The sequence below is a fragment of the Corynebacterium sp. UD i78 genome, assembly GCF_056280545.1.
Genome location: NZ_JBWCED010000001.1, coordinates 3,105,638 through 3,128,255, shown reverse-complemented (window position 1 = coordinate 3,128,255; position 22,618 = coordinate 3,105,638). Strand labels below are relative to the sequence as shown.

24 protein-coding genes are annotated in these 22,618 nt (G+C 67.6%); 7 read left to right on the top strand and 17 right to left on the bottom strand.

Annotation, left to right across the window (positions count from 1 at the left end; all coding sequences use genetic code 11):
• Window positions 1-6 precede the first annotated feature (6 nt).
• Window positions 7-1,041: a phosphotransferase family protein gene (locus ACZ9GM_RS14615; RefSeq protein WP_291476117.1), complete on the top strand. Its 1,035-nt coding sequence runs from the start codon at window positions 7-9 to the stop codon at window positions 1,039-1,041.
• Between the two features lie 90 nt (window positions 1,042-1,131).
• Window positions 1,132-1,965 carry a hypothetical protein gene (locus tag ACZ9GM_RS14610; RefSeq protein ID WP_476038266.1) on the top strand — a complete coding sequence of 278 codons (834 nt, stop codon included), beginning with the start codon at window positions 1,132-1,134 and terminating at the stop codon, window positions 1,963-1,965.
• Between the two features lie 8 nt (window positions 1,966-1,973).
• On the opposite strand, the gene ACZ9GM_RS14605 is transcribed toward ACZ9GM_RS14610, so the two are convergent.
• The 10 genes from ACZ9GM_RS14605 to ACZ9GM_RS14560 form a co-directional block, all read right to left on the bottom strand.
• Window positions 1,974-2,366 carry an AMP-binding protein gene (locus ACZ9GM_RS14605; RefSeq protein ID WP_291476114.1) on the bottom strand — a complete coding sequence of 131 codons (393 nt, stop codon included), beginning with the start codon at window positions 2,364-2,366 and terminating at the stop codon, window positions 1,974-1,976.
• Window positions 2,363-2,794, bottom strand: a complete 432-nt coding sequence (locus ACZ9GM_RS14600; protein WP_291476113.1) for an AMP-binding protein — start codon at window positions 2,792-2,794, stop codon at window positions 2,363-2,365. The genes ACZ9GM_RS14605 and ACZ9GM_RS14600 overlap by 4 nt, the downstream gene beginning before the upstream one ends.
• A 157-nt stretch (window positions 2,795-2,951) precedes the next feature.
• Window positions 2,952-4,523, bottom strand: a complete 1,572-nt coding sequence (locus ACZ9GM_RS14595) for a CotH kinase family protein (protein WP_291476111.1) — start codon at window positions 4,521-4,523, stop codon at window positions 2,952-2,954.
• Window position 4,524: 1 nt separating this feature from the next.
• The gene (locus ACZ9GM_RS14590; protein WP_291476110.1) at window positions 4,525-5,211 is read right to left on the bottom strand and encodes a DUF4956 domain-containing protein; all 687 of its coding nucleotides are present in this window, start codon (window positions 5,209-5,211) and stop codon (window positions 4,525-4,527) included.
• Entirely contained in the window at window positions 5,208-6,080 is an 873-nt protein-coding gene (locus tag ACZ9GM_RS14585; RefSeq protein ID WP_291476109.1) for a polyphosphate polymerase domain-containing protein, read from the bottom strand. The genes ACZ9GM_RS14590 and ACZ9GM_RS14585 overlap by 4 nt, the downstream gene beginning before the upstream one ends.
• 175 nt (window positions 6,081-6,255) lie before the next feature.
• Window positions 6,256-7,296, bottom strand: a complete 1,041-nt coding sequence (locus ACZ9GM_RS14580; RefSeq protein WP_291476108.1) for a nucleoside hydrolase — start codon at window positions 7,294-7,296, stop codon at window positions 6,256-6,258.
• The gene (locus tag ACZ9GM_RS14575; protein WP_291476107.1) at window positions 7,289-9,133 is read right to left on the bottom strand and encodes a hypothetical protein; all 1,845 of its coding nucleotides are present in this window, start codon (window positions 9,131-9,133) and stop codon (window positions 7,289-7,291) included. The genes ACZ9GM_RS14580 and ACZ9GM_RS14575 overlap by 8 nt, the downstream gene beginning before the upstream one ends.
• A gap of 30 nt (window positions 9,134-9,163) precedes the next feature.
• Window positions 9,164-10,570: a PH domain-containing protein gene (locus ACZ9GM_RS14570; RefSeq protein ID WP_291476106.1), complete on the bottom strand. Its 1,407-nt coding sequence runs from the start codon at window positions 10,568-10,570 to the stop codon at window positions 9,164-9,166.
• A complete protein-coding gene (locus tag ACZ9GM_RS14565; protein WP_288629709.1) occupies window positions 10,567-11,016 on the bottom strand; it encodes a PH domain-containing protein in 450 nt (149 codons plus the stop codon). The genes ACZ9GM_RS14570 and ACZ9GM_RS14565 overlap by 4 nt, the downstream gene beginning before the upstream one ends.
• Before the next feature lie 5 nt (window positions 11,017-11,021).
• A complete protein-coding gene (locus ACZ9GM_RS14560; protein WP_291476099.1) occupies window positions 11,022-11,861 on the bottom strand; it encodes a hypothetical protein in 840 nt (279 codons plus the stop codon).
• A gap of 309 nt (window positions 11,862-12,170) precedes the next feature.
• On the opposite strand from ACZ9GM_RS14560, the gene ACZ9GM_RS14555 reads away from it, so the two are divergent.
• Entirely contained in the window at window positions 12,171-12,767 is a 597-nt protein-coding gene (locus ACZ9GM_RS14555; RefSeq protein WP_291476097.1) for a hypothetical protein, read from the top strand.
• A 155-nt stretch (window positions 12,768-12,922) separates the two neighbouring features.
• On the opposite strand, the gene ACZ9GM_RS14550 is transcribed toward ACZ9GM_RS14555, so the two are convergent.
• Together ACZ9GM_RS14550 and ACZ9GM_RS14545 are read right to left on the bottom strand one after the other, a co-directional pair.
• Window positions 12,923-13,303 (bottom strand): MGMT family protein, encoded by a 381-nt coding sequence (locus ACZ9GM_RS14550; RefSeq protein WP_291476095.1) that lies wholly within the window; start codon window positions 13,301-13,303, stop codon window positions 12,923-12,925.
• Entirely contained in the window at window positions 13,287-14,573 is a 1,287-nt protein-coding gene (locus ACZ9GM_RS14545; RefSeq protein ID WP_291476093.1) for an adenylosuccinate synthase, read from the bottom strand. Before ACZ9GM_RS14545 ends, ACZ9GM_RS14550 begins: the two co-directional genes overlap by 17 nt.
• Window positions 14,574-14,648: 75 nt before the next feature.
• Here ACZ9GM_RS14545 and ACZ9GM_RS14540 point away from each other — a divergent pair, with 75 nt between their 5' ends.
• Entirely contained in the window at window positions 14,649-15,548 is a 900-nt protein-coding gene (locus ACZ9GM_RS14540; protein ID WP_476038265.1) for a hypothetical protein, read from the top strand.
• Between the two features lie 11 nt (window positions 15,549-15,559).
• Here ACZ9GM_RS14540 and ACZ9GM_RS14535 read toward each other — a convergent pair whose 3' ends face one another.
• The gene (locus tag ACZ9GM_RS14535) at window positions 15,560-16,024 is read right to left on the bottom strand and encodes a GNAT family N-acetyltransferase (protein WP_476038264.1); all 465 of its coding nucleotides are present in this window, start codon (window positions 16,022-16,024) and stop codon (window positions 15,560-15,562) included.
• Between the two features lie 150 nt (window positions 16,025-16,174).
• Between ACZ9GM_RS14535 and ACZ9GM_RS14530 the strand changes: the two genes are divergently transcribed.
• From ACZ9GM_RS14530 to ACZ9GM_RS14520, 3 genes are read left to right on the top strand one after another with little or no spacing between them, the layout of a single operon-like run.
• Complete coding sequence (locus tag ACZ9GM_RS14530) at window positions 16,175-16,963, top strand: ABC transporter ATP-binding protein (RefSeq protein WP_476038372.1); 789 nt, start codon at window positions 16,175-16,177, stop codon at window positions 16,961-16,963.
• Window positions 16,960-17,736, top strand: coding sequence for an ABC transporter permease (locus ACZ9GM_RS14525; protein ID WP_291476087.1), 777 nt, complete (start codon window positions 16,960-16,962; stop codon window positions 17,734-17,736). The genes ACZ9GM_RS14530 and ACZ9GM_RS14525 overlap by 4 nt, the downstream gene beginning before the upstream one ends.
• Window positions 17,733-18,746, top strand: coding sequence for an ABC transporter substrate-binding protein (locus ACZ9GM_RS14520; RefSeq protein WP_291476085.1), 1,014 nt, complete (start codon window positions 17,733-17,735; stop codon window positions 18,744-18,746). Before ACZ9GM_RS14525 ends, ACZ9GM_RS14520 begins: the two co-directional genes overlap by 4 nt.
• Window position 18,747: 1 nt before the next feature.
• Here the strand turns inward: ACZ9GM_RS14520 and ACZ9GM_RS14515 are convergent, their stop codons facing one another.
• From ACZ9GM_RS14515 to fbaA, 4 genes are read right to left on the bottom strand one after another with little or no spacing between them, the layout of a single operon-like run.
• A complete protein-coding gene (locus tag ACZ9GM_RS14515) occupies window positions 18,748-19,983 on the bottom strand; it encodes an FUSC family protein (protein WP_476038263.1) in 1,236 nt (411 codons plus the stop codon).
• Window positions 19,984-20,023: 40 nt separating this feature from the next.
• Entirely contained in the window at window positions 20,024-21,064 is a 1,041-nt protein-coding gene (locus ACZ9GM_RS14510; protein WP_476038262.1) for an endonuclease/exonuclease/phosphatase family protein, read from the bottom strand.
• 4 nt (window positions 21,065-21,068) lie between these two features.
• Window positions 21,069-21,515: a DUF3151 domain-containing protein gene (locus ACZ9GM_RS14505; RefSeq protein WP_291476080.1), complete on the bottom strand. Its 447-nt coding sequence runs from the start codon at window positions 21,513-21,515 to the stop codon at window positions 21,069-21,071.
• A gap of 5 nt (window positions 21,516-21,520) precedes the next feature.
• On the bottom strand, window positions 21,521-22,555 hold the full coding sequence (gene fbaA, locus ACZ9GM_RS14500) for a class II fructose-bisphosphate aldolase (RefSeq protein WP_291476078.1): 1,035 nt from the start codon (window positions 22,553-22,555) through the stop codon (window positions 21,521-21,523).
• Between the last annotated feature and the right edge of the window lie 63 nt (window positions 22,556-22,618).

Genomic DNA, 22,618 nt, shown 5'->3' with positions numbered 1-22,618 from the left:
GACGCCATGACCGCGAAGAGCACCGCCTCCCCCTTCGACACCGCCGCCCTCACCGACTGGCTGACCTCCCTGCCCGACAGCGGGATCACCGGCCCGGTGGAACTCACCAGGATCGGTGCCGGCCAGTCGAATCTCACCTACCTCGCCACCGATGACATCGGGAACTCCGTCGTCGTGCGGCGTCCCCCGCTGGGACACCTCGCCGTCTCGGCCCACGACGTCCTGCGGGAGGGCAGGATCATGGCCTCGCTCGCGGACACGGATGTCCCGGCGCCGACCATCTACGGGGCGACCACGACCGCCGAGGAGGTTCCGGTCATCGCCATGTCCGTGGTGGACGGCACCTCGCTGAACTCCCCGGAGTCGGCGTCGCTGCTGACCCCGGACGCCCGCCGCGCCGCTGCTGTCGGCCTGGTGGACGCCATGTCCGCGGTACACCGGGTCGACCTGGAGACGACCGGACTGACATCACTGGCGTCCCACAAACCCTATGCACCACGCCAGATACGCCGGTGGGCCGGCCAGTGGGACCAGACGAAGACCCGGGAGGCCCCGGCCCTGGAGGCACTCACCGAACGGCTGCGTGCCACGGTGCCGGAGCAGTCCGAGACCGTGCTGGTCCACGGTGACCTGCACCTGGGCAACATCATCGTCGACGAGTCCACCGGCACGGTCAATGCTGTCGTCGACTGGGAGCTCACGACCCTGGGCGATCCGATGTCGGACATCGGTTCCCTGCTGGCCTACTGGCCGACGGCGGACGGCCCGAACCTCCCCGGGTTCGACGCCGCACTCGCCGAGGGCTTCCCCACCGCGGACGAGCTGGCCGACCGGTACCTGGAGAAGACCGGACGCTCCCGGGACGCCCTGAACTACTGGCATGTCCTGGGGCTCTGGAAGGTCGCGATCATCATCGAGGGCGTCCTCCGTCGCGTCCAGGACATCCCGGAGAACGAGGCGACCTCGGGCGCTCCGACCGCGGCGGTGGCGGACTTCCTCATCGAGCGGGCGACCCGTATCGCCGACGCTACCGGCATCTGAACGGCACGGTGTCGGTTCATCGAAGGTTCACCCAGAGTCTGTGAGCCGGGTTACACTGGCGGGAAACCTCAGACGTCTCAGGAGTCCACGATGACCGACCCGAACCAGAACGATCCCCGGCAGAACCCCGGGAACTGGAACCCGAACTCGGGTGACTGGAACCAGAATCCCTACGGTTCGCAGCCACCGCTGTACGGCCAGCCGGGTCAGCCGGGGCAGGCGCCGATGTACGGCGCACCGGGACAGCCGGGCCAGCCGGGTGGCGGCAACGGAAGCGGCGGCGGCAGCGGCAGCGGGAAGATCATCGCGATCATCGTCGGTGCCCTGGTCGTGGTGATCGCCATCGTCGTGGTCGCCATCTTCGCACTGCGGGGCGACGATGACGACGATGACGACAGCACCGCCTCCGACACCACCAGCTCCGCCCCGCTCGATGATTCCTTCGGGGACTCCGGCGGGTCAGACAGCACGGACGGGTCGGACGATTCCTACAGCACCGGCGGTGACGGAAGCCTGCCGTTCCGCTGGAGCGGTATCGTGCCGGCATCGGTCGAGGAGTATCTCTCCGAGTGCTACGACACCAGCTTCAACATGAACGATGTCGAGTCCTCAGAGCAGAGTGAGGTCGACGGCACCAGCTGCTACCTCGACGGGCCCTCCCCTCTCTCAGGCCAGCAGGTGGACATTCTCGCCGAGGACGCCCGCATCATCTACCTCGAGGACGCCCTCAACGGTGACGTCCCCGGTGCCTCCGGCTCCGTCTTCACCCAGAACGGCTCGGTGACCGTCGGTATCTCCGACGTCGAGTCCAGCGGCCCCACCCTCTTCTACCTGGACTCCGATACCTCGGTCTCCGTCGAGATCATCGAGTTCGACACCGAGGACGAGGCCCGGGACGCTGCCCGGGAACTGGGTCTTCTCTAGAGTCGCCGCTAGGCGGTGACCTGCAGCGGGACCTCCTTGAGGTCCTTGCGCAGGATCTTGCCGGTGTTGGACTTCGGGATCGTCTCCACGACGTACACGTTGCCGTCGCGGTCGAGATCCACGATATCGCCGGTGCGCAGCCATTCCTCGGGGGTGACGGTCCGCGCGGTGGCCTCCTCGTTGTCGAGGTAGCCGACCATGACCTGCGGCCCACGGATCCACAGTTCACCGGATGCGGACCGGGCGTCCGGATCGTCACTGTCCGAGGCGGTGATCTCGGGCAGCGACTCGTCGGAGACGTCGACGACCTTCGCCTCGGTGTTGGACACCGGGTGCCCGATTGACGCTGCCGGGGCCTCACCGAGAACCGCACAGTGGGTCACCGGCGAGGTCTCGGTCATGCCGTAGCCCTCACGACGGTGGAGTCGATGCGGTGGGACACGGCGTCGGCGAGCTCCCCGTCGAATGCCGCGGCACCGGAGACCATGTGCTTCATGCCGGTGAGGCCGTACTCGGCTACCACCGGGTGCTTCGCCAGGGCGACGGCGATCGGCGGGACGATGCAGGTCAGGTCCACCCGGTACCGCCCGATGACCTCCGGGAGCTTCACGAGATCGAGGGCCGGCATGGTGACGAGGTGCATCCGGTGGAGCAGCGAAGCGTTGAGCAGTGAGTTCATCCCGTAGATGTGCAAGAACGGGAGCACGGCAATGTCCGTCGCCTGATCGAGGTCGACCTCGGGAGCCGGGCGACCTTCGGCGATGACGGACTCCCCAGGAAGACCTGCGGACGCGGCACCGGTGATCCCGGCGTCCCCCAGGGTCTTCATGGTGAGCAGGTGGGAGGCCTCCTGACCGGTGGCACTGTCGGTGATCGCCGGCCGGGCGCGTCGGACACGGAGGCTCCCGTTCTGACATGAGCTGAATCACTTTTCATTCCATGCCAATACAGGCCCGTTTGTTTCCTGTTGCAATGGTTTCCACCGCCTACTCCGGGCGTCCACCACCACCGCCCATCGACGACTGTTCCGCGTCCTCAGCGGTTGACGTCGCAGCCGTCGACGCCAGCTTCCCGGAGATGGTCTCACCGAGTGCCTCTGCACCGGTGTCCCCGGCCTCCGTCGCCCGGGCGACGATCTCGTCGAGGGTCTCCTGCGCGTAACCACTGGAGATGAGCTGCTCGTAGAGGTCAGAGTAGGCCTGCTCGTAGAGGGCGGCGAAGTCCTCGTTCGCGAGGAAGCGTTCCTTGAGGATTCCGCTGCCGCGGCCTGCGCCGCCACTGCCCTCAGGGCCGCCACCACCGGGCCCGCCCTCGGCGCCATCGGGTGCACCCTCAGGCATCTCCATGCCCTCAGGCATCGCGGGCATCTGGCCGGCATCTTCACCGGTGGCGTCAGCTTGCGCCGCAGTGTCCTTACCGCTGTCCATGCCACCACGCACTCCGCCACCCATGCCGCCACCCATGCCGCCACCCATGCCGGACAGGGACATGTTGAGGTCCCAGGACAGCACCGAGAACTTCTCCGTGTCCGTGTCGTACCAGAGGTAGTAGTTGTTGCCGGGGCCGTCCATGGCATCACCGTTGGACAGCAGTGACTGCATCGCCAGGTACTCCGCGAAGGAGTCCACGTCGACGTAGTCGTCGAGGTTCTCGGCGAAGTCCTCGTCACTCGAGTTGTTGACGAAGTCCAGCAGCCGCATCACCGGCTCCATGTCATAGGTTCCGACCGCGTTGATCTGGGTGAAGGCCTCCTCGTAGTCGGTGGGATCCTCGCCGAGGTAGTCCATGCCGCCGTCGGCGCTGGCCTTGTACAGCACACCGTTCCCGAGGTCATTGGCCCACTGACCGTCAGGCAGGTCCACGACGATCCGGGAGGTCGATTCGCCGCCGTTCACGGAGACGGACGCCACCGTGTAGTCCTGCGTGGTCTGACCCGACTCCGCCGTCATGGCCAGCGCCAGCGCCTCGTTCACCGCGGTGGACGAGCCACTCGTCGCAGGACGCAGCGACATCCGGGTGTCGCCCCCGTAGGCGCGTCCCTCCTCGTACTCGTCGAAACTGATCAGCCACGGCAGAGACTGCGGGTCATCGAAGGAGAGCTCGGTCTGGCCCATACCGCCGCCGGGCATACCTCCACCACCGGGGCCTCCTTCCCCACCGTCGGTGGACTTCAGTGACATCAGGGTGGAGTTGCCCTTGAGCCGCAGGCCCACGTTCTCGATGAGGGTGCCGTCGATGGTGACGTCCGCACGGATGAAATTCTTCTCGCCGCTCGACTGGAACTCGGCGATCATGTCCCGGTATTCGGTCTCGTCGTAGCTGATCTCGACGGAATGCTCGCCGGAGTCGAAGAACTCGGTGTCTCCGTCGATGTCCTCGACCAGCTCCTCCTGCGTCGACAGTGCGGAGGTGATGGTCGGGCGGACCATCGCCCCGCCGAAGCCGAGCGCGAGGACAGCCACGGACGCGATGCTCGCCGCCACCAGCTTCCAGTGCTGGCGCAGTTTCACCGGGAGCCGGCGTTTGAGTGCGGTCAGTGGGCGGGGTGAGTCAGCCATGTCACATATCCGTCTGGTCGTAGCCGGTCAGCACCGTCGCCTTCTGGCCGACATTCACGGCACGCAGTTCGGAGATGAGCTGCCCCGGCGCGACGCCGTTCTTCAGTCGGGCGGTGTAGGCGTACTCGAACAGGGCACCGTTGCGCACCGTCTCAGTGCTGATCAGCTCGAACTCCTCGGTACGACGGATCAGGATGTCCTCGATGGCCGGAGCGTAATCGCCGTCATCGGCGGGAACCTGGACCTTGACGACCTGACGCTGGACATTGAGCGCGAACATGTTGAACTTGCTCATGATGAGGATGACCGCGCAGATGACGACGGTGGCCAGGACCGCCAGGGTGTAGAAGCGGGTACCGCAGGCCATGCCGATGGCCATCACCAGGAAGATGAAGCCGACGTCACGGGTCTCCTTGACCGCGTTGCGGAAGCGGACCACCGACAGGGCGCCGACGAGAGCGAAGGCGCGGGCGATGTTGGAGCCGACGATGAGCATGATGACGGAGACGAGCATGCCCAGCATGATGAGGGTCTGCACGAAGCTCTGCGAGTAGCTGACGTTCCGGTGTGTGCCGCGGTAGGTGTACGCGACCACACCGGAACAGACGACGGCAAGGACGAGGGTGAGCAGGACATCGGCGACGCTGAAAGTGCCGGAGAGGTCGTTCACGCTGAAATCGAGGTTCATGGGAGGGTGTTTTCCTTGGTAGAGGTGTCAGGGACGGTAGGGGCTTGCGGGGTCGTGTCGGGGGTCTGTTCCTCGGCGACGTGGAAGCGGGACCGGGGCGCCAGGCCGTGGGCCTCGACACTCTGGCAGTACTTCGAGATCCGCTGGATCTGCAGGCCGTGCCGGGCGGTGAGGTCGGTGATCCAGTACGGGGCACGCTCGTTGACCTTGATCTCCAGCACCGAGTAGGTCGGCGGGATGATGTACCGGTTGTCCGCCGGCAGACGCAGGTCGAAGTCCCGGTCACGACCGCGGACGCGGTGGTCGAAGGTGACCCGCAGACCGAGGTCGGAGTCCGTGCCGACGAAAGGTTCACGCTGGTACCCGGTGATCGCCGTGGCGTGGAGATCCAGGCGGGTGATGAGGTCGAGGACCTCGTTGACGAACAACTGGTCGGCGTCCCCTTCCTCCGAACCCGGCACCGTGACATGCTGCCGCCGGTCACACAGGTCCAGTGCGCAGCTGTACGGCAGCATCACCCGACGCTTCTGGGTGACGCGGTTGACGCGTTGCTTGATCTCCACGGAGACCGGGGCATCGTCGGCGGTGTTGCCGTCGATCTCGCCGTAGCGGCGGATCCGCAGCTTGCGGCGGAACTTCAGCCCCTCGATCTTCTCCCAGTAGAACCGCAGGTCGGAGGTGTCGTAGTAGACACTCCACAGTGGGTAGCCCCGCTCACCGGCGTGCGGGTCACGCACCATACGCGCTGCGATCTCCTCACGCAGTTCGGGGACCCGGGTGGTCGGCACGAGATACTTGAGCTCGTAGCGGTTGAAGGCGTGCAGGGCACCCGGGGCACGCAGCCGGTCACCGGCAGGTTCCACCGGCACCACCGGATCCGGTTCGTCCGGCGAGTCTGGGGGTGTGTCTGGTCTACGCCCCCGGGAGGGGAAGAAAAGCATGGAGTCACTCCGGATTCAGGTTGGGGTTTTCCGACACCCTCAGTTCACCCGGCGTTCATTCGGGCAGCGTTGACCCGACCTTGGATCTGTCCGGCAGTATCTGTCAGTTAGCCTGTGACCGCTGTGCCCCCACCGCATCCCTGAAGCAGGCGAACACCGCCGCCGGGTCGAGTCCGGTGAGGACCTTCGCATTCGCCGGGCGGGACCAGTACGGGCCGACCGCGGCCGGACCGTCCGATCCGGCCGGTCCGGCCGCGCCGGTGCGCCCCTCCCCCTGCGCCGTCCCGCCGGTCCAGTCCGCCACCGTGGTGCCGCGCAGCAGGTCAGACTCCGCCTCCACCCGCACCGTGGCGTCCTGCAGCTCCGCGTCGACCGGACCGCACAGCACGGTCGCCGCCGCCAGGTCGTGGATCTGCGCGACGTAGCCGACCCCCACCGACTCGTGGAACTCCATGTAGAACCGGAGCACCTCGTCGAGCAGGACCCCGACCTCCGGAGACGCGATGGAGACCCATTCCCGCAGTTCCGACGGGGTCAGCAGCACCCGCTCGGTGACGTTGAGCGGACAGATCACGGGTGTCGGGGCGGCCGCAGGCCAGTTGTCCAGGCAGTACGCCAGAGCGTGCGGGTCCGACCACGCATTCCACTCCGCGGTCGGGGTGGTGTTGCCCGGGTAGAGGAACGCCCCGCACATCAGCGTCACCTGCGTGTCCCGCAGCAGATGCGGGGCGTGTTCCACGGCCCACGCGAGGTTGGTGGCCGGCCCGATGACGAGGATCTTCTCCGGGGACGCCGCCTCCCACGCCGCCACGGCCTGTGCCGCAGTCCCCTCTACCTCCACCACCGGATCGGTCGGAATGCAGTACCCCAGGCCCTCCGGCCCGTGGGTCTCCGGCGTCGTCGTCAGCGGCAGCACCCGCGGCCGTGACGCCCCGACCGTCACCGGCACGTCCGGGGTACCGGCCACCCGGAGCACCTCGACGGAATTCCGGGCCGCCGCCGCAGCGGTGGTGTTCCCCGCAACGGTCGTGACATGAAGATCGAGGACGCCGCGCCGGTGCAGTGCCGCCAGCCACAGCAGGGCGAGGGCGTCGTCGATGCCGGTGTCGACATCAGCGACGAGCCGGGGCACACCTCTAGTCATTGTCGACGAGGTCCCAGCCGCGGGCGAGGAAGTCCTGTTCGGACTCGTCGATCCACGCGTGGATAAGGGACTCGGCGTCCTCCCGGGAATCGACGATCCGCCGGTAGTACTGTTCCTCGCCGTACCCGTGGCCCCACATCACCGACCAGCGGGTGCCCAGGTGACGGTCGGCGGTGATGTAGTCGCCGAGCACGACCTGGTCGGCGACCTGGAACCAGTCCAGATCCGAGGCGTAGTTCATCGGTACGGCGACATGGACCTCGGCCTCACCGACGTTGAAGACATTGCCCACCGAATCGGAGAGCTGCCAGCGGGTCGTCTCATCCGGCACGGTGCCCTCGGAGATGTCCTCCCACTCCCGGTCGAGCAGGACCGTGGCGTCCCCGCCCATGAAGCCGGTGAGCAGGTCCACGATGTCCTCCACCGTGGTACCCGGATCGACCAGGGAGAGGCGCTCGCCCTCGGCGAGACGGTGGACGATCCAGCGGTGGTCACCGATGCCGATCTGGACCTCCCGCACCCCGTCGACCGGTTCGGGGACGCCGCGTCCGGTGGGTTCCACCGACAGCACGAAGCCTTCGGTACCGGCGATGACCGCGGACTCGAGGGTGGCCCGGAGTGACTCCGGTGTCGCTGAGGCGACCAGTCCGCCGCCGCGGACGCTGAACCGGCACAGCGTCGGGGGCGCGCCGGGGGCCAGTCCACTGGCGTTCACCCACACCCGCCCGGTCTCCTCGAGCATGCACACCCCGGTGGTTGCGGCGCGCAGGATGAGGTCGGCGAAGGTGTCGTCGTGGATCTCCGCGACCAGCGGCACGGTGACCTTGAGGATCGCCCCTCTCGGACGCACCGGGTACGGGTCGAGGTCCATGTAGAGATGGGACGGCGGATTCGCCGGGTCCTCGGCGGCCTGCAGGGCACGCCGGTTCATCCACGCCGCGAGGTCGTCGAGAACCTCCGGGGTGGTGGCGTCCCAGGTCGCGCCGGAGGCGACATCGGCGAACTCCCCCGCAGCGGCGGCGAAGTCCCGGGCGGTGCGGAACTCACCGGGGGCGTCGTCGAAGTCCTCGGCGCGGAAGAAGAGGAAGGTCACCGGCTGGGCCTCCGGTGGTGCAGTGGAAGGGTCTGTGCCGTCGAGCGCATCCACGGTGACGTCGGTCTCCTCCCACTCCAGGTCGAGGAACTCCTCACCGTCACCGTTGATGAACAGGGCCAGGACATCGATGAGGTACTCCACAGACAGGACCGGGTACTCCAGTGCCATGATCCGGTCGCCGGACCGGTGCTCGATGATCCAGCGTCCTCCCCGGGTGCGGGCCGCCTGGACGAACACCACCCCCGGTACCGGGGACAGTGCCCGGTCGACCGGTTCGATGACGATGAACGGGCGGCCGTCCGGCCCCTCGTTCGCAGCGATGTCCGCACCGAGGACATCACTGACGCTCTGACGGCTGACGTGCAGGGTCACGGCGTCCTGCGAGGTGCGCATCCGACAGTCGGTCGGCCCGCCGGTGGCGTTGACCAGGACGTCGCCGACCGTTCCCCCGGCGATGTCGTAGCCGACGAGGCAGAGCCGGTTCGCCACCGCCAGGGAGACCAGCGCCGCCACGGTGTCCGCGGTACCGTCACCGTCTTCGATGAGGACGCCGGCATCTGTCGGGGAAGAGTGGTTGAAGAAGCCGAGGACGCCGGGGATCTGCCGGATCTCGTCGGCCAGGTCGACGAGATCCTCCTGCTCCTGCGCGTCCGGTACACCGACCGCGGCCCGCACGAGCTCCGTCGGGCAGTAGCCGACGCCGACGGCGGACGGGGCGATGAGCAGGAATCCGTTGGCCATGTCGCCAACGCTAACAAAACTCCGGGGTGGTCAGCGGGACCGCCCGGTCGGCAGCGCACGCTGCCGCAGCCGGGTGAGCAGCTCCACCGCGTCCTCGGCCGGCAGGTCCCGGCCGACCATCTTGACCGGCCCCGGCACCAGGTCGAACCGCACCGTCGACAGTCCCAGCATCCGCCGCAGCGGTCCCCGCCGGTGGCTGAGTTCCTGGACGTGTGCCGGATCGATGACGGACACCGACCGACGTAGCCGGCCACGGTGACAGACCAGGGCGGTGTCTGTGGTGCCGCCGTCTGCATCGATATCCCTGCTGACGAGAACCACGCCCTGGCGGGTCCGGTCGAGCGGGGAGACCCACCGGGCGGACGCCGGGCTGCGGAATACCCGCACACCCCCGGTGGAGTCGGCCGTCGTGGGAACCCCGTCCGGACGCATCAGAGTACCGACCTGTCCGTGGTCCAGCGGCCCCAGAAGGGTGACCAGGGCGAGTGCCTGCTCCAGGGACCCCACCGGCAGGACAGCGGTGGTCGCCCCGTCCTTCCCCGGCTCGCCGTACCCGGCGATGTCGACGTCGACCTTCCACCAGCCCAGCATCCGCCACAGCAGCGGCTGGGAGATCTGGACGGCATGGATCCGGTCCAACGGCACCGTCTGCCGACGGCGCTCACTGAAGCCGAAGGTGATGCCCAGCAGGTGACCGTCGGAGGTGGCGGTGAACCGCCAGCTGCGGTTGAGCAGTCCCCAGATCCACGGCCCCAGACCGGCGACCGCGGGAAGGAGCAGCGCCAGCCCGGCCGGGGTGAAGACCGAGACCAGGACGATCATCACGGTCACCGCAGTCGGTCCGGTCAGCGCGGCGGCGACGATCGACCGGGTGACCGGTATCTCCGGGACGACGACGGACCCCTGGAGTACTTCAGGTTGCGTCATCCCGGTGGACGCTACCTCGTTCCGCCTGCGCACCCGGCCCAGCAGGGCGTCCCGCAACTCCTCGGCCTGCACCCGCGGCAGATACTCCACACTCACCGCACTGTCCGCGCCACCGGCGGTCTCGACTTTCACCCCGGCCAGCCGGAACAGCCGCGGCGCGAGCGGTTCCACCAGGTCCACGGCCTGTACCCGGTCGAACCGGGCGGTGCGCAGTTGCGTCGACAGCACACCCCGGCGCACCGAGATCTCCTCCTCCCCGACCCTCCACCGGGTCGCCCGCCACCACGGCCAGGACAGCAGCCAGCCCAGCAGGAAGACCACGACCAGCACGACAAGCGCCGCGGGGATGACGACGACACCCGGCAGCGGGGAGTCCTCGATCCGGTCCCACGCCCAGCGCAGTGACTCGGCCTGCTGGAACACGATCACCGCGGCGACACCGACGAGCGCCGCCCACATCCGCAGCAGCGGGCTCAGCGGGTGGACACGCTGCCATCCCCCGTCGCTCACAGGCCGCTCATCCTCTCCCGGGCAGCGACGGCCAGCCGGTCACGCAGGGCGTCCGCGGTCGCGGCGTCCAACCCCACCACCTCGGAATCACTGGTGGAGGATGCGGTGTGCAGCTTCACCCGCTTCACCCCGAACAGCCGCTCCACCGGACCGGCGGTGACGTCGACATACTGGATCCGTCCGTAGGGCACGACGGTGAACGTGCGCCACAGGCGTCCACGCGTGATGAGCAGTTCATCGGTGGTCTCCGCCCAACGGCGGTTGCGCGCCTGGGCCGGCAGCAGCCACAGCTGCCACACCAGCAGGACGCCGAGAACAGCCGCACCGGCCCAGAATCCCGGATCGACGACAACAGCGAGGATGACGCAGGCGGTCAGCGGAATCAGCGTCCACGGCAGGATGCTGAGCATCTGGGCAGGCAGGTAGCCCCGGCTCACCGGGGTCATGTCGGTCATACGATGAGCTCGGCGGAGACGTCCTCCCAGCGGTGGTCGAAGAATCCTTCGTCTTCGCCGGCGGAGTACTGGCCGAGGACCCGGGAGATGTAGCCCAGCGCGTTCTCGTCGTCCAGGACCTCCTGGTCGAGCCGGAAGTGCCGGTTCGAGGTGCGGTACTCCACGATCCAGCCGGCACCGGTCAACGCGGCCTGGACATAGCGGACGCCGGGCACCGGGGACGTCGAGTCATCCCCGTGGACCTCGACGACGACGAAAGGGATGCCGTTGTCGGCGCGGCGCCGTCGGTCGACGTCCTCCCCCAGCACCGCCAGGATGCTCGCCCGGTCGACGTGGGTGGTGACCGTGTCCAGCGAATCGCGCATCCGCAGTCCGGAATCGCCGCCGGTGGGATTGACCCACACCTGCTCCATGTCGTCGACCATGCAGATTCCCAGGTCCGCAGCCTTGATCTGGATCTGACGTCCGGTCTCGTCCCCGGTGGAGAACGGCACGCCGACATGGAGGACGCCGCAGGTGGGTGTCACCGGGAACTCGGAGATCGAGAGGAAGCGGAACGCCGGGGGAAGGTTCGGGTCATGTGCACCCAGGTCGGCGTGGTGGTTGATCCAGTCGGCGAGGTCGACGATCGGGGCCGGGGCGTTGGCTGCGGCCGCGTCCCAGCTGTCGTAGCATCCGCTACCGGAGACGGCGGAATCCATGGTGGTCGCGTTGTCTTCGGCCACCAGGCTGTTCATGTGGTCGTTCGCCAGTGTGAGCAGGGCATTGTCCGGCAGGTAACCGTCCGGTGTTCCGGTGTCGGTCGTGGGGACGAAGAAGAGGAAGCCGAAGCTCACTGGTGGCGCTCCTGAGGAAGTTGTAGGGGCGGGCAGACGTAAGACGAAATATGTTGGGGTACCCGACCATCCTAGGGTGTGACAGCACTCACGGGTGGTTCAAACCACCGGGGGTGTCACAGTAGGGGTGATGTGGACTCAGGGTTCCCTCCCTCCTACCACCCACGGCCGCCGCCGGTCCCCCACAAAAGCCGAACCCCCCACGACATGCACCGCTGAACGGGAAGTCTGTATGCGGGGAGAATGGTACCCAGGTCACACATCAGTCGATGTCAACGTGACAGCGGCACGGGACATACCGGAGACAACATGACGTCCGCATCGCTGAAACTCGTGTCAGAGCAGCGCATGAAGCACTTCTTCACCGAAGCCTTCTACGACGAGCTGCAGGCCATCGCACTCTACGATCGGGACCGCCGACTCGCCGCAGCATTCTTCCAGGATATCTCCATCCTGGAGATCGCCCTCCGAAATGCGATCGACCGTGCCCTGTCAGACAGATCCGGTGCAATGTGGTTCGCCAGCAGCCGCATGAACCGGGACGCCCGCACCACCCGGCAACTCTGCGACACCTGGGCGAGATTCCCGGCCGGATTCCGTCAGCCTACGGAACACAGTGGAACCATCAGAGGTCGACTGATCTCCACCTGCATGTTCGGGCTGTGGGTTTCGATCCTCGATTCCGGCGGCGGGACAGGACTCCCCGAACCTCGGGATCTCGCCAGGCACGACGAGATCCGGAACCGCGAACTCCTCTTCGCCGCTTTCCCGGGCGGTCAGCTGGTAGCCACTGCTGAGCACGGCACCGCCGGAAAACTCACCAGGTCATGGGTCCATGAACAGGTGAGGAAGATCCACCCGCTCCGTAGCCGGGTCGCCCACCACGAACCGCTGATCCTCGACTGAGGTAATGCCCGAACCCGTCCGCACGGTGCGCCTATCCGAGGTCTCCGCCACCGACGATGTCGGATATCACACCCCTGATCAATGTACGGATACGATGACCTGCCTTTTGTCGATGGTCCTGCGCGCCGAGGGGCGGTATCCGACACGTCGAAAGCTCAGGGCTCCGCCAGCCGCTCCATCAGCTCCCCGGCGTCGAGGCACTGGGAGGTCGGGATGAGGATGTTCTCCCCGTCCCGGGTGAACGACACCGCCCGACGCGCCAGAGCCGCCGAGCGGGAGTCGGCCCCCTCCCCCATTTCCGGGACGATGAAGCACCGGCGACCGGCACGTCCCCGCGTCCTGCCGACCGGAATGACCGGGCAGGCGGCGTCCCATCCCCACCCGCCCCAAGCCACGACCCGGGCGACAGCGCGGGCACCGTGGGGCATACCGATCGCGCGGGCGATCTCCCCGTAACCGGTGACCTCCCCGTCCCCGATGACAGCGAGGACGGCTCCGACCCGCTCGTCCAACGAAGAATCAGGCGAGCACGTCATGCCGGACGATGGTCTCGTCGCGGCCCGGGCCCACACCGATGTAGGAGATCCGGCAGCCGGACAGCTCTTCGAGGCGCAGGATGTAGTCGCGCGCCTTCTCCGGCAGCTCCTCGAAGGTACGGCAACCGGAGATGTCCTCTTCCCAGGCAGGCATGGTCTCGTAGACCGGAACGGCGTGGTGGAAGTCGGACTGGCTCATCGGCATCTCGTCGAAGCGCCTACCGTCGACCTCGTAGGCCACACAGATCGGGATCTCACCGATGCCGGTGAGCACATCGAGCTTCGTGAGGAAGAGGTCGGTGAAACCGTTGACCCGGGAGGCGTAGCGGGCGATGACCGAGTCATACCAGCCGCAGCGGCGCCTGCGGCCGGTGTTCACGCCGACCTCGCCACCGGTGGTCTGCAGGTACTCACCCCACTTGTCGAAGAGTTCGGTCGGGAACGGGCCGGCACCGACACGGGTCGTGTACGCCTTGATGATGCCCAGGGAGCTGGTGATCTTCGTCGGGCCGATACCCGAGCCCACGCAGGCACCGCCGGCGGTCGGGTTCGAGGAGGTCACGAAGGGGTAGGTGCCGTGGTCCACGTCGAGCATGGTGGCCTGGCCACCCTCCATGAGCACCGACCTGCCCTCGTCGAGAGCCTGGTTGAGCTCCCGCTCGGCGTCGATGAGCATCGGGGTGAGCCGCTCGGCGAAGCCCATGAAGTACTGGACGATCTCCTCGGGGTCGATCGCCTTACGGTTGTACAGCTTCACCAGCATCTGGTTCTTCTGGTTCAGCGCGCCGGTGACCTTCTGCCGCAGGATCGACTCGTCGAGGAGGTCCTGGGCACGGATGCCGATGCGGGAGACCTTGTCGGCGTAGGTCGGGCCGATGCCGCGACCGGTGGTGCCGATGGCCCGCTTGCCGAGGAATCGCTCGGTGACCTTGTCCAGCACCTGGTGGTACGGGGCGACGAGCTGGGCGTTCGCGCTGACCTTCAGGCGGGAGGCGTTCGCTCCGCGGGCCTCAAGTCCGTCGATCTCCTCGAAGAGGGCCTCGAGGTTGACGACGCAGCCGTTGCCGATGACCGGGGTGGCGTTCTCGCTGAGGACGCCGGCGGGAAGCAGTTTCAGCTCGTACTTCTCGCCACCGACGACGACGGTGTGACCGGCGTTGTTGCCGCCGTTGGGCTTGACGACGTAGTCGACCCTGCCGCCGAGGATGTCGGTCGCCTTACCCTTGCCCTCGTCCCCCCACTGGGCACCCACCACGATGATTGCTGTCATTGTTGTTCGTCGCTCCTCGACGGTTCAGCGTATCTGGCCAAAGAAACAGTCTAGCCTGCCGCTAAGGTATATGCCATGGCGACAGTGGTTCTGATGTGCGGCATCCTCCCTCCTTCCCTTCAGGACGCGGTACGTGACGCCGCCCCGGACGCGGTGACGCTCTCCGAGGTCCCCGGCCGGAAGGAACTGAAACTCCTCGACGAACTGGCCGCGACCTATCTGCCGGTGGACGCCACCCCGTCGCTCGACGAGATCGCCGCACAGCCCGATGTGCCGCACCAGGCCTCCCCGGTCACCGCACCCCAGGAACCCGATGAACCGGTACGGGTCGTGGTCATCGGATCGGACGCCGCACTCGCCGCCGTGGTCACCCGGCTGATGCGGATCGACGCCCTGTGGATCTCGGTGGGGTTCGTGCCGACGGATGCGGCGTCCTCCGTCGCGAAGGTGTGGGGGCTGGACGCCGGGCAACTGCCGGGCGACGCGGCACTGGATGCGGCACTGACCGGTGCGGCCCAGCCCACCGCCCTGATCCGGGACGACACCGGCACCGTCACCCTCGGCTGCGCGGAGATCTTCCACGCCGGCTCGACAATGGTCGGCGAGGTGATCGTCGACTCGGAAACGCTGTTCCTCAACGACTCGGCTACGACGTGGAACGGTCGGCCGGGACCCTACGGTGCCCGGTTCGTCCCGACGACCGGTGCGCCCGGTCTGGCCGCGACCCCGCTGACCACACCCTCGACGCAGGACTCGGTGGCGGCACAGCATCCGCCGAAGAAGCGGCTGTTCGGGCTGCTCGGCGGGACGGCGCAGCCCGGCGGTGTGGACCCGGACACGGTGCTCACCGGTCGTGCCCTGCAGGCCGGTGGAGAGAAGCTCACCGTGGTGCGCGACGGGGTGGCCCATCCGCGGCCGGTGAGTTCAGTGACCTTCTACCGGCACCTGCGCGACGGCCAGTTCGTCCGGCGGTAGCTCAGCCCGGCTCAGTCCGCCGGACGGACCATGGTGATGTGGTCGATGCCGGCCTCGTCGAAGATCTCGCCGACCGGGGCGAAGCCGACGTTGACGTACAGCTGCCGCGCATGGAACTGGGCGTGCAGCATCATCGGTTCATTCCCGTGCCGCTCGATCACCGCTGCCAGCAGGAGGGACGCCAGCCCCCGGCCCCGGTGCTCCGGGTCCGTCACCACGCGGCCGATGACCAGGTGCGCGGTCGGAAGACCGTCGACGATCTCGGCGTCCTCGTTGCGCAGGACGCGCAGGTAGGTGGTGGGGGCGGTAGGGGCCACGTCACCCTCCACCCCGGTCCACCAGTGCTCGGTGGTCGGTTCGAGGTCGCGTCCGTCGAGTTCCTCGTCATCACACTGCTGCTCGCGGAGGAAGACCTCGGTGCGCAGCCGGGCGATCGCGTAGACCTCCTCCGGGGTGAGATCGGTCCAGGGTTTCATGGTTACGGTGTCGGTCGGGCGGTCCATCAGTCTATGATGACCGACGCAACTGAATATCCGACAACCAACCGACACGGGGTGTCCCGGGCAACAAGACCCGGGGCTGAGATCACACCCGCCGAACCTGACCTCATTCACATGAGCGGAGGAATGTCTGTGCCCACGCCACCTGCCGTGGCGGTGACGGTCGACCATGTCGACCTCGCCTACCCGAAGAGCCCTGCCGTCCTCACCGACGTGCACCTCACCGTCCCAACCGGAGAACATCTCGCCGTCATCGGCCGCTCCGGCTGCGGGAAATCCACCCTGCTCCACCTCATCGGTGGTCTCCTCGCCCCGACCGCGGGCGAGATCAGTGTCCTGGGGGACACCGACCCCACCGCCCGCCTCTCCCACTGCGCACTGATGCCCCAGGGCGACAGCATGTTGCCGTGGTTCTCGGTCCGTGACAATGTCGCCGTGCCGCTGCGCAACCGGGGTGTGTCCCGGCGTGTGGCACGGGGTCGCGCCACTGCGATGCTGGAGCGCTGCGGTCTCGGCGACTGGGCCACGTCCCGACCGTCCGAACTGTCCGGCGGTATGCGTCAGCGCGCCGCCCTGGCCCGGGCACTGCTGGCCGACAAACCGGTGCTGCTCGCCGATGAACCGCTCGGTGCCCTGGACGCCATCACCCGCGGCGAGATCCAGGACTGGCTGTCTGAGTTGCTCACCGGCACCGGCGCCACCCTCGTCATGGTCACCCACGATGTCGATGAGGCGCTGCTGCTCGCCGACCGGGTGATACTCCTGGCCGACGGGGCCGTCGCCGGAGACTGGCCAGGCTGGTTCTCCCGGCGCGCCGGGCGTCCCCGGTCGGAGATCCTCGCCGACCCGGACTTCGCCGCCGCACGTGCGGAGATCCTCCGCCGCCTGGGTGGCTACGGGGAGGCCGTGGCATGACGCGTCTCCGTCAGCAGGTCCTCCCGCCCCTGGTCACGGTGGTCCTCATCGCTGCCGCATGGGTGTTCGCCACCACCGGCGGACGCACCGATGACTACATCCTGCCCTCCCCCGGATCCGTGTTCGCCGCACTCGGTGACAACTGGTCCGACCGCCTTGGCCCTGCGACCTGGGTGACCCTGGCCGAGACCCTGGCCGGTATGGCGCTGGGTATCGGTGCGGCACTGCTCATCGGTGTCGCCGCCGGACTACTGCCGGTGGTGGGCAACGCCTTCTCCCCGCTGCTCGTGGCGTCCCAGTCAATCCCGACGATCGTCATCGGCCCGGTGTTCACCATCGCCCTGGGCTACGGCATGGCACCGAAGGTACTGGTCGTCGCCCTGGCCTGCTTCTTCCCGGTGGCGATGAACCTGCTGTCCGGGATCCGCTCGGCCGACCCGGTCCTCATCGACACCATGCGCAGTCTCCACGCCTCCCGCTCCGCCCTGTTCTGGCGGGTCCGTTTCCCCTCCGCCCTGCCGTCGGCCTTCGCCGGGCTGCGGATCACCGCCACCTACGCCCCGGTCGCCGCCGTCTTCTCCGAGTACACCGGCTCCACCGACGGCATCGGATACCTGCTGCTGCAGGCCGTCCCCCGGCTTCAGACGGACTTCGTCTTCGCCCTCGTCATCGTCCTCACGGTCATGTCCGCAGCCCTGCTGCTCACCGTCACCGCCCTCGAACGCCTCTGCTGCCCCTGGAACGCACCACGGCAGCACCGGAAGGAATCATGAAGAACCGTATCCTCGCCTGCGCCGCCGCCACCCTCGTCGCGGCCACCACCGTCTCCCTCGCCTCCTGCTCCTCGGACGCGGACAGCAGCACGGACGCCGACCAGCTCAGCGTCCTGCTGGACTGGAACCCGAACCCCGACCACCTCGCGCTCTACACCGCCGACCACACCGGCGCCTACGAGGATCACGGCGTGGACCCGGAGTTCATCCTGCCGGGCAACACCGCGGACGCCGCCAAGCTCGTCTCCCTCGGCCAGGCGGACGTGGCCGTCAGCTACGAGACGGACACGATCCTCGCCGCCTCCCAGGGGCTGGACGTGGTCAGCGTCGGCGCGCTGATCCCCACCCCGTTGAACTCGATCATCACGAAGTCCGACTCCGGCATCCGCACCGCGAAGGACCTGGCAGGGAAGACTGTCGCCGGGTCCGGCACCCCGTCCCAGCAGGCGTCGATGGACTACATCGCACGGACCGCGGGCATCGATCCGGACAGCATCAAGATGCCGAATGTGCAGCAGAACCTCAACCAGGCACTGCTCAGTGACCAGGTGGACGCCATCGCCGGTGCCTACCCGAACATCGAGGGTGTGGAGCTGGCGGAGAAGACCGACATCACGGTCCTCTCCCCCGAGGAGCTGGGTATGCCGGACAACGCCGAGCTGGTCATCATCGCCAACCCCACCCGCCTGAAGGAGGATGCCGCCTACGCCGACCGCGTCCGTGGCTTCCTCGCCGGTACCGCCGAGGGGCAGGACGCCGCTCTGGCCGACCCGGATACTGCGGTAGACGCGATGACTCCGGAAACGAAGGGCGCCTATGACCCGGACACCCTGACGAAGATGGTGGACGCCACGGTCGCGGTACTGCGGAAGGACGGAACTGCGCCGGTCTTCGGCGTCCAGGACCCCGCCGACTGGGCGGAGTATGCCGACTGGATGCGGGACAACGGGCTGCTCGACGGGGGAATCGACGGCGCGACGGCCACGACGAACGACTACCTGCCGGCGTAGGTCAGTCGTTCTCCGGGTCCTGCGGCTCATCATCTGCACCCCACACCTCCGGGGTCTGCCAGGGATGGTCGACCGTCGGCTTCAGCGCCGCCATCGCCGACTCGCGCGACATGCCGCAGATCTGCAGCGCGTCCACGATGATCGACCGGCACTGCCCCAGCACCATCATCCCGGACAGACCCGAGCCGTCGGCGATCGACAGGTCGGTGCGTCCCGCGATGATCTGGAAGCGTCGGGTCAGCTCCGGGATCTTCAGCAACTCCTGCCGGGTCTCCTTCGACCCACCCTCCTCGTACACCGCGCCGAGGTGTCCGAGGGTGTCCGCGATCTCCCTGATCGTCTTCGCCATCTCCGGGTCCGGGACGATGTGGTCGTCGACCATGATCTCGGCACGTCGGGCCAGCACCCGGGTATTGCGCATGACATTGTCCACCGGCACCAGCGCGCGGTTCAGCGATGTCGAATAGCGCTTCGCCGACCAGTAGATCGGGGACAGGGCGATGGTCTCGTCGCCACTGGTCATCGCCGCCTGCATCGCGTTGACCGCGGCCTGCGTCCCCCGGGCGGTCTCCAGTGCCTCACCGATCACCGTGGCGTCCCGGTCTTCGATACCCTCGGCGACATCGTCGAGTACCAGGGCCGCCTTCGAGATCAACCCGGCCATTTCCCGGCGTACCGCCCGCAACGGGTTACGGGGGATCACCGCGAGGATGATCAGGCCGATGATCCCGCCGACCAGGGCGTCCGCCACCCGGTCCAGAGCCCCCTGATCGCCCGGCGGAAGCAGTGTCGCCACAAGCACCGCAGAGCTCGCGGCCTGGGACGGGACGAGAATTCCCCGGTCGACGAAGGTGGCGAGCATGATCGCGACGAAGACGACGATGGTGATCTGCCACGGGCCACCACCGATCTGGGTGATGACGAGATCACCGATCGCGATGCCGATCGCCGCCCCGATGACGATCTCCATACCGCGACGCATGTGCTTTCCGCTGTTGATGCCGATACTGATCACACCGGCGATCGGGGCGAAGAACGCCTGCTCGTGACCGATGACGTCGGTAGCGAACCAGAACGCCAACCCGGCGGTCAGCGCGGCCTGGAGGGCGAAGATTCCCATCGCCCGCATACGTTGGATGCCTCGGCGCGGAGCGATACGCCGCAGCGATTCAGTGGCGGCGCGCACACCGGCGCTTGCCCGCCTGCGGTGCCGGAACCAGCCCTTCTGATCAGCCATGTCACCTATTCTGTCAGGTCTGCTCCCGACACCCCGCCGGTCACACCCGCAGATCCGCCCAGATGCCCGCGTGGTCGCTGCCCTGTACACCGACCACGCCGGAATCCTGACACGTCATCCCGCGGACGAGGATGTGGTCCAGCCGCAGCACCGGCACCGGGGACGGTGTCCCGGCCCGCGGCCAGGTGGGGGCGGCGAACAGCCCACCGCCGCAGTCGGCCATCTCCGACGAGCCGTCGGCACCCCTGACCAACCGGCGCAGTTCCGGGTGCGCGGTGGTGGAGTTGAAGTCCCCCGCCATGACCAGCGGTCCGTCCACGCCGGAGGCCCAGTCCCGCAGGTCGGCCATCTCGTTGACCCACCCGTCGACCAGGTGACTGTGTGCCGGGGCGTTGGTGTGCACGCCCATCATCGTCAGGTCCTCCAGCTCGACGACCGGGTTCTGGTGGCGGGTCAGGTGCAGGTCCGCCACGGACTCCGCGGCGGCCTCCGTCATCCAGGTCTCCCGGACCAGCAGCGCGGTCCCGCCACCGCGCGTCCTCGCGGAGACCGGCTGCAGCAGTTCGAGATCCGTCGCGTCCGCCACCGCAGACGCCTGGACGTCGGAACTCTCCGAGAGGACGACGATGTCGGCGTCCATGTCCTGTGCCATCTGCGCGAGGAACTCGTCCGAGGCCTGGTGGTACCAGGTGTTCACCGAGAGGATCCGGACCGTGTCGGCGTCCTTCTCCTCCGGCATCTTCTCCGCGACCCGGCTGAGTGCCCCGGGCACCAGCACCGTCGCGGTACACACCACCACCGCCGCCACCGTCGCGCCGACGGCTGCCCGGCGGGACAGCGTCAACCACACCAGTGCCGTCAGAGCGACGACCAGCAGTGCGAACCCCGCCGGCCACGCCGACTGGAGGAAGGGCACGATCCACGACCCGGTCTCCGGCACCCGGTCGGTGAACACACCCCACACCGGGGCAGTCATCCACCCCACGCCGAGGGCCAGCAGGAACACGACACAGCAGAGCCCCGCACGCTTCCAGGGGAAGGTGCGGGGCGGTGCTGCCGGGGTGGCGTCCGGTACAGACAAGAAGCTACTTCAGCATCTCGTCGGCGGCATCCGGATCGCAGTCGTTGACGAGGTTGAGGCAGCGGATGTACTCGTCCTCCTCGCCGATCGCCCGGGCGACGACCGAGAGCATCATGATCGCGCGCAGCACGCCACGGTTCGGCTCATGGGACCACGGCACCGGGCCGGTACCCCGCCAGCCGTTGGAACGCAGGGCGTCCAGACCGCGGTGGTAGCCGGTACGGGCGCAGGCGTAGGCGGTGATCTTCTCGGAGGGAAGATCGCCCTGCTGCAGGTGGTACGCGGCCAGCGCGGCCCACACACCCGAGTCCTTCGGGTTCGCCACGGCCAGCGCCTCCAGCTCGCCCAGTGATTCGCCACCGGTGACGGCGGACGCCAGGGACGCCGGGAGTTTCACCTCCGGGTGCTCGGCACCGAAGAGGTCGCGTCCTTTACGGATCTGTTCAGCCATGCCGCTTACTTTGCCAGAGTGGTGCCGACGGAGTGGAGGTCGGTGCAGGCTTCGACGACGCGCACGCTCATGGCCTCCTCGGCCTTCTTGAGGTAGGAGCGGGGGTCGTAGACCTTCTTGTTGCCGACCTCGCCGTCGATCTTGAGGACGCCGTCGTAGTTGGCGAGCATGTGGCCGGCGATCGGGCGGGTGAAGGCGTACTGGGTGTCCGTGTCGACGTTCATCTTGATGACGCCGTAGCGCAGCGCCTCCTCGATCTTCTCCTTCTCGGAGCCGGAGCCGCCGTGGAAGACGAAGTCGAAGGGCTGGGAGCCCTCGGCAAGACCCAGCTTGGCCGAGGCGGCCTTCTGACCCATGTCCAGGACCTCCGGGCGCAGCTTCACGTTGCCCGGCTTGTACACGCCGTGGACATTGCCGAAGGTCGCGGCGAGGATGTAGCGGCCGTTCTCGCCGGTACCCAGGGCGTCCACGGTCTTCTCGAAGTCCTCGGCGGTGGTGTAGAGGTTGTCGCCGGCCTTGGCCTCGACGCCGTCTTCCTCGCCACCGACGACACCGATCTCGACCTCGAGGATGATGTTCGCGGCGGCGCAGGTCGGAAGCAGGTCCTTGGCGATCTCGAGGTTCTCGTCGATCGGGATGGCCGAACCGTCCCACATGTGGGACTGGAACAGCGGGTTCTCGCCGGCCTCGACCCGCTTGCGGGAGATCTCGACGAGGGGCCGGACGTAGGTGTCCAGCTTCTCCTTCTGGCAGTGGTCGGTGTGCAGGGCGACGTTGACGCCGTAATGCTTCGCGGCGTGGTGGGCGAAGTGGGCCAGGGCTTCGGCTCCGGCGACCATGTTCTTCACCGCAAGACCGGAGCCGAACTCGGCACCACCGGTGGAGAACTGGATGATGCCGTCGGACTCGGCGTCCGCGAAACCCTTGAGGGCGGCGTTGACGGTCTCTGACGAGGTGCAGTTGATGGCCGGGAAGGCGAAACCGCTTTCCTTGGCCTTGTCGAGCATGTCCCGGTAGACGGCGGGGGTGGCGATAGGCATGGAGGTCCTCCCTAGGTGTCCTCTATTTGACGCATGGCTGCACCCCAGTATGCCCGTTTCGGC

Coding starts and splice junctions, on each gene's coding strand:
- ACZ9GM_RS14545 (WP_291476093.1), bottom strand. CDS start 14,573: ATGACAGCAATCATCGTGGTGGGTGCCCAGTGGGGGGACGAGGGCAAG.
- ACZ9GM_RS14605 (WP_291476114.1), bottom strand. CDS start 2,366: ATGACCGAGACCTCGCCGGTGACCCACTGTGCGGTTCTCGGTGAGGCC.
- ACZ9GM_RS14520 (WP_291476085.1), top strand. CDS start 17,733: ATGAAGAACCGTATCCTCGCCTGCGCCGCCGCCACCCTCGTCGCGGCC.
- ACZ9GM_RS14525 (WP_291476087.1), top strand. CDS start 16,960: ATGACGCGTCTCCGTCAGCAGGTCCTCCCGCCCCTGGTCACGGTGGTC.
- ACZ9GM_RS14505 (WP_291476080.1), bottom strand. CDS start 21,515: ATGGCTGAACAGATCCGTAAAGGACGCGACCTCTTCGGTGCCGAGCAC.
- fbaA (WP_291476078.1), bottom strand. CDS start 22,555: ATGCCTATCGCCACCCCCGCCGTCTACCGGGACATGCTCGACAAGGCC.
- ACZ9GM_RS14600 (WP_291476113.1), bottom strand. CDS start 2,794: ATGAAGACCCTGGGGGACGCCGGGATCACCGGTGCCGCGTCCGCAGGT.
- ACZ9GM_RS14565 (WP_288629709.1), bottom strand. CDS start 11,016: ATGACCCCGGTGAGCCGGGGCTACCTGCCTGCCCAGATGCTCAGCATC.
- ACZ9GM_RS14540 (WP_476038265.1), top strand. CDS start 14,649: ATGGCGACAGTGGTTCTGATGTGCGGCATCCTCCCTCCTTCCCTTCAG.
- ACZ9GM_RS14535 (WP_476038264.1), bottom strand. CDS start 16,024: ATGAAACCCTGGACCGATCTCACCCCGGAGGAGGTCTACGCGATCGCC.
- ACZ9GM_RS14615 (WP_291476117.1), top strand. CDS start 7: ATGACCGCGAAGAGCACCGCCTCCCCCTTCGACACCGCCGCCCTCACC.
- ACZ9GM_RS14515 (WP_476038263.1), bottom strand. CDS start 19,983: ATGGCTGATCAGAAGGGCTGGTTCCGGCACCGCAGGCGGGCAAGCGCC.
- ACZ9GM_RS14575 (WP_291476107.1), bottom strand. CDS start 9,133: ATGGCCAACGGATTCCTGCTCATCGCCCCGTCCGCCGTCGGCGTCGGC.
- ACZ9GM_RS14550 (WP_291476095.1), bottom strand. CDS start 13,303: ATGACGTGCTCGCCTGATTCTTCGTTGGACGAGCGGGTCGGAGCCGTC.
- ACZ9GM_RS14590 (WP_291476110.1), bottom strand. CDS start 5,211: ATGAACCTCGATTTCAGCGTGAACGACCTCTCCGGCACTTTCAGCGTC.
- ACZ9GM_RS14530 (WP_476038372.1), top strand. CDS start 16,175: ATGTCTGTGCCCACGCCACCTGCCGTGGCGGTGACGGTCGACCATGTC.
- ACZ9GM_RS14555 (WP_291476097.1), top strand. CDS start 12,171: ATGACGTCCGCATCGCTGAAACTCGTGTCAGAGCAGCGCATGAAGCAC.
- ACZ9GM_RS14610 (WP_476038266.1), top strand. CDS start 1,132: ATGACCGACCCGAACCAGAACGATCCCCGGCAGAACCCCGGGAACTGG.
- ACZ9GM_RS14595 (WP_291476111.1), bottom strand. CDS start 4,523: ATGGCTGACTCACCCCGCCCACTGACCGCACTCAAACGCCGGCTCCCG.
- ACZ9GM_RS14580 (WP_291476108.1), bottom strand. CDS start 7,296: ATGACTAGAGGTGTGCCCCGGCTCGTCGCTGATGTCGACACCGGCATC.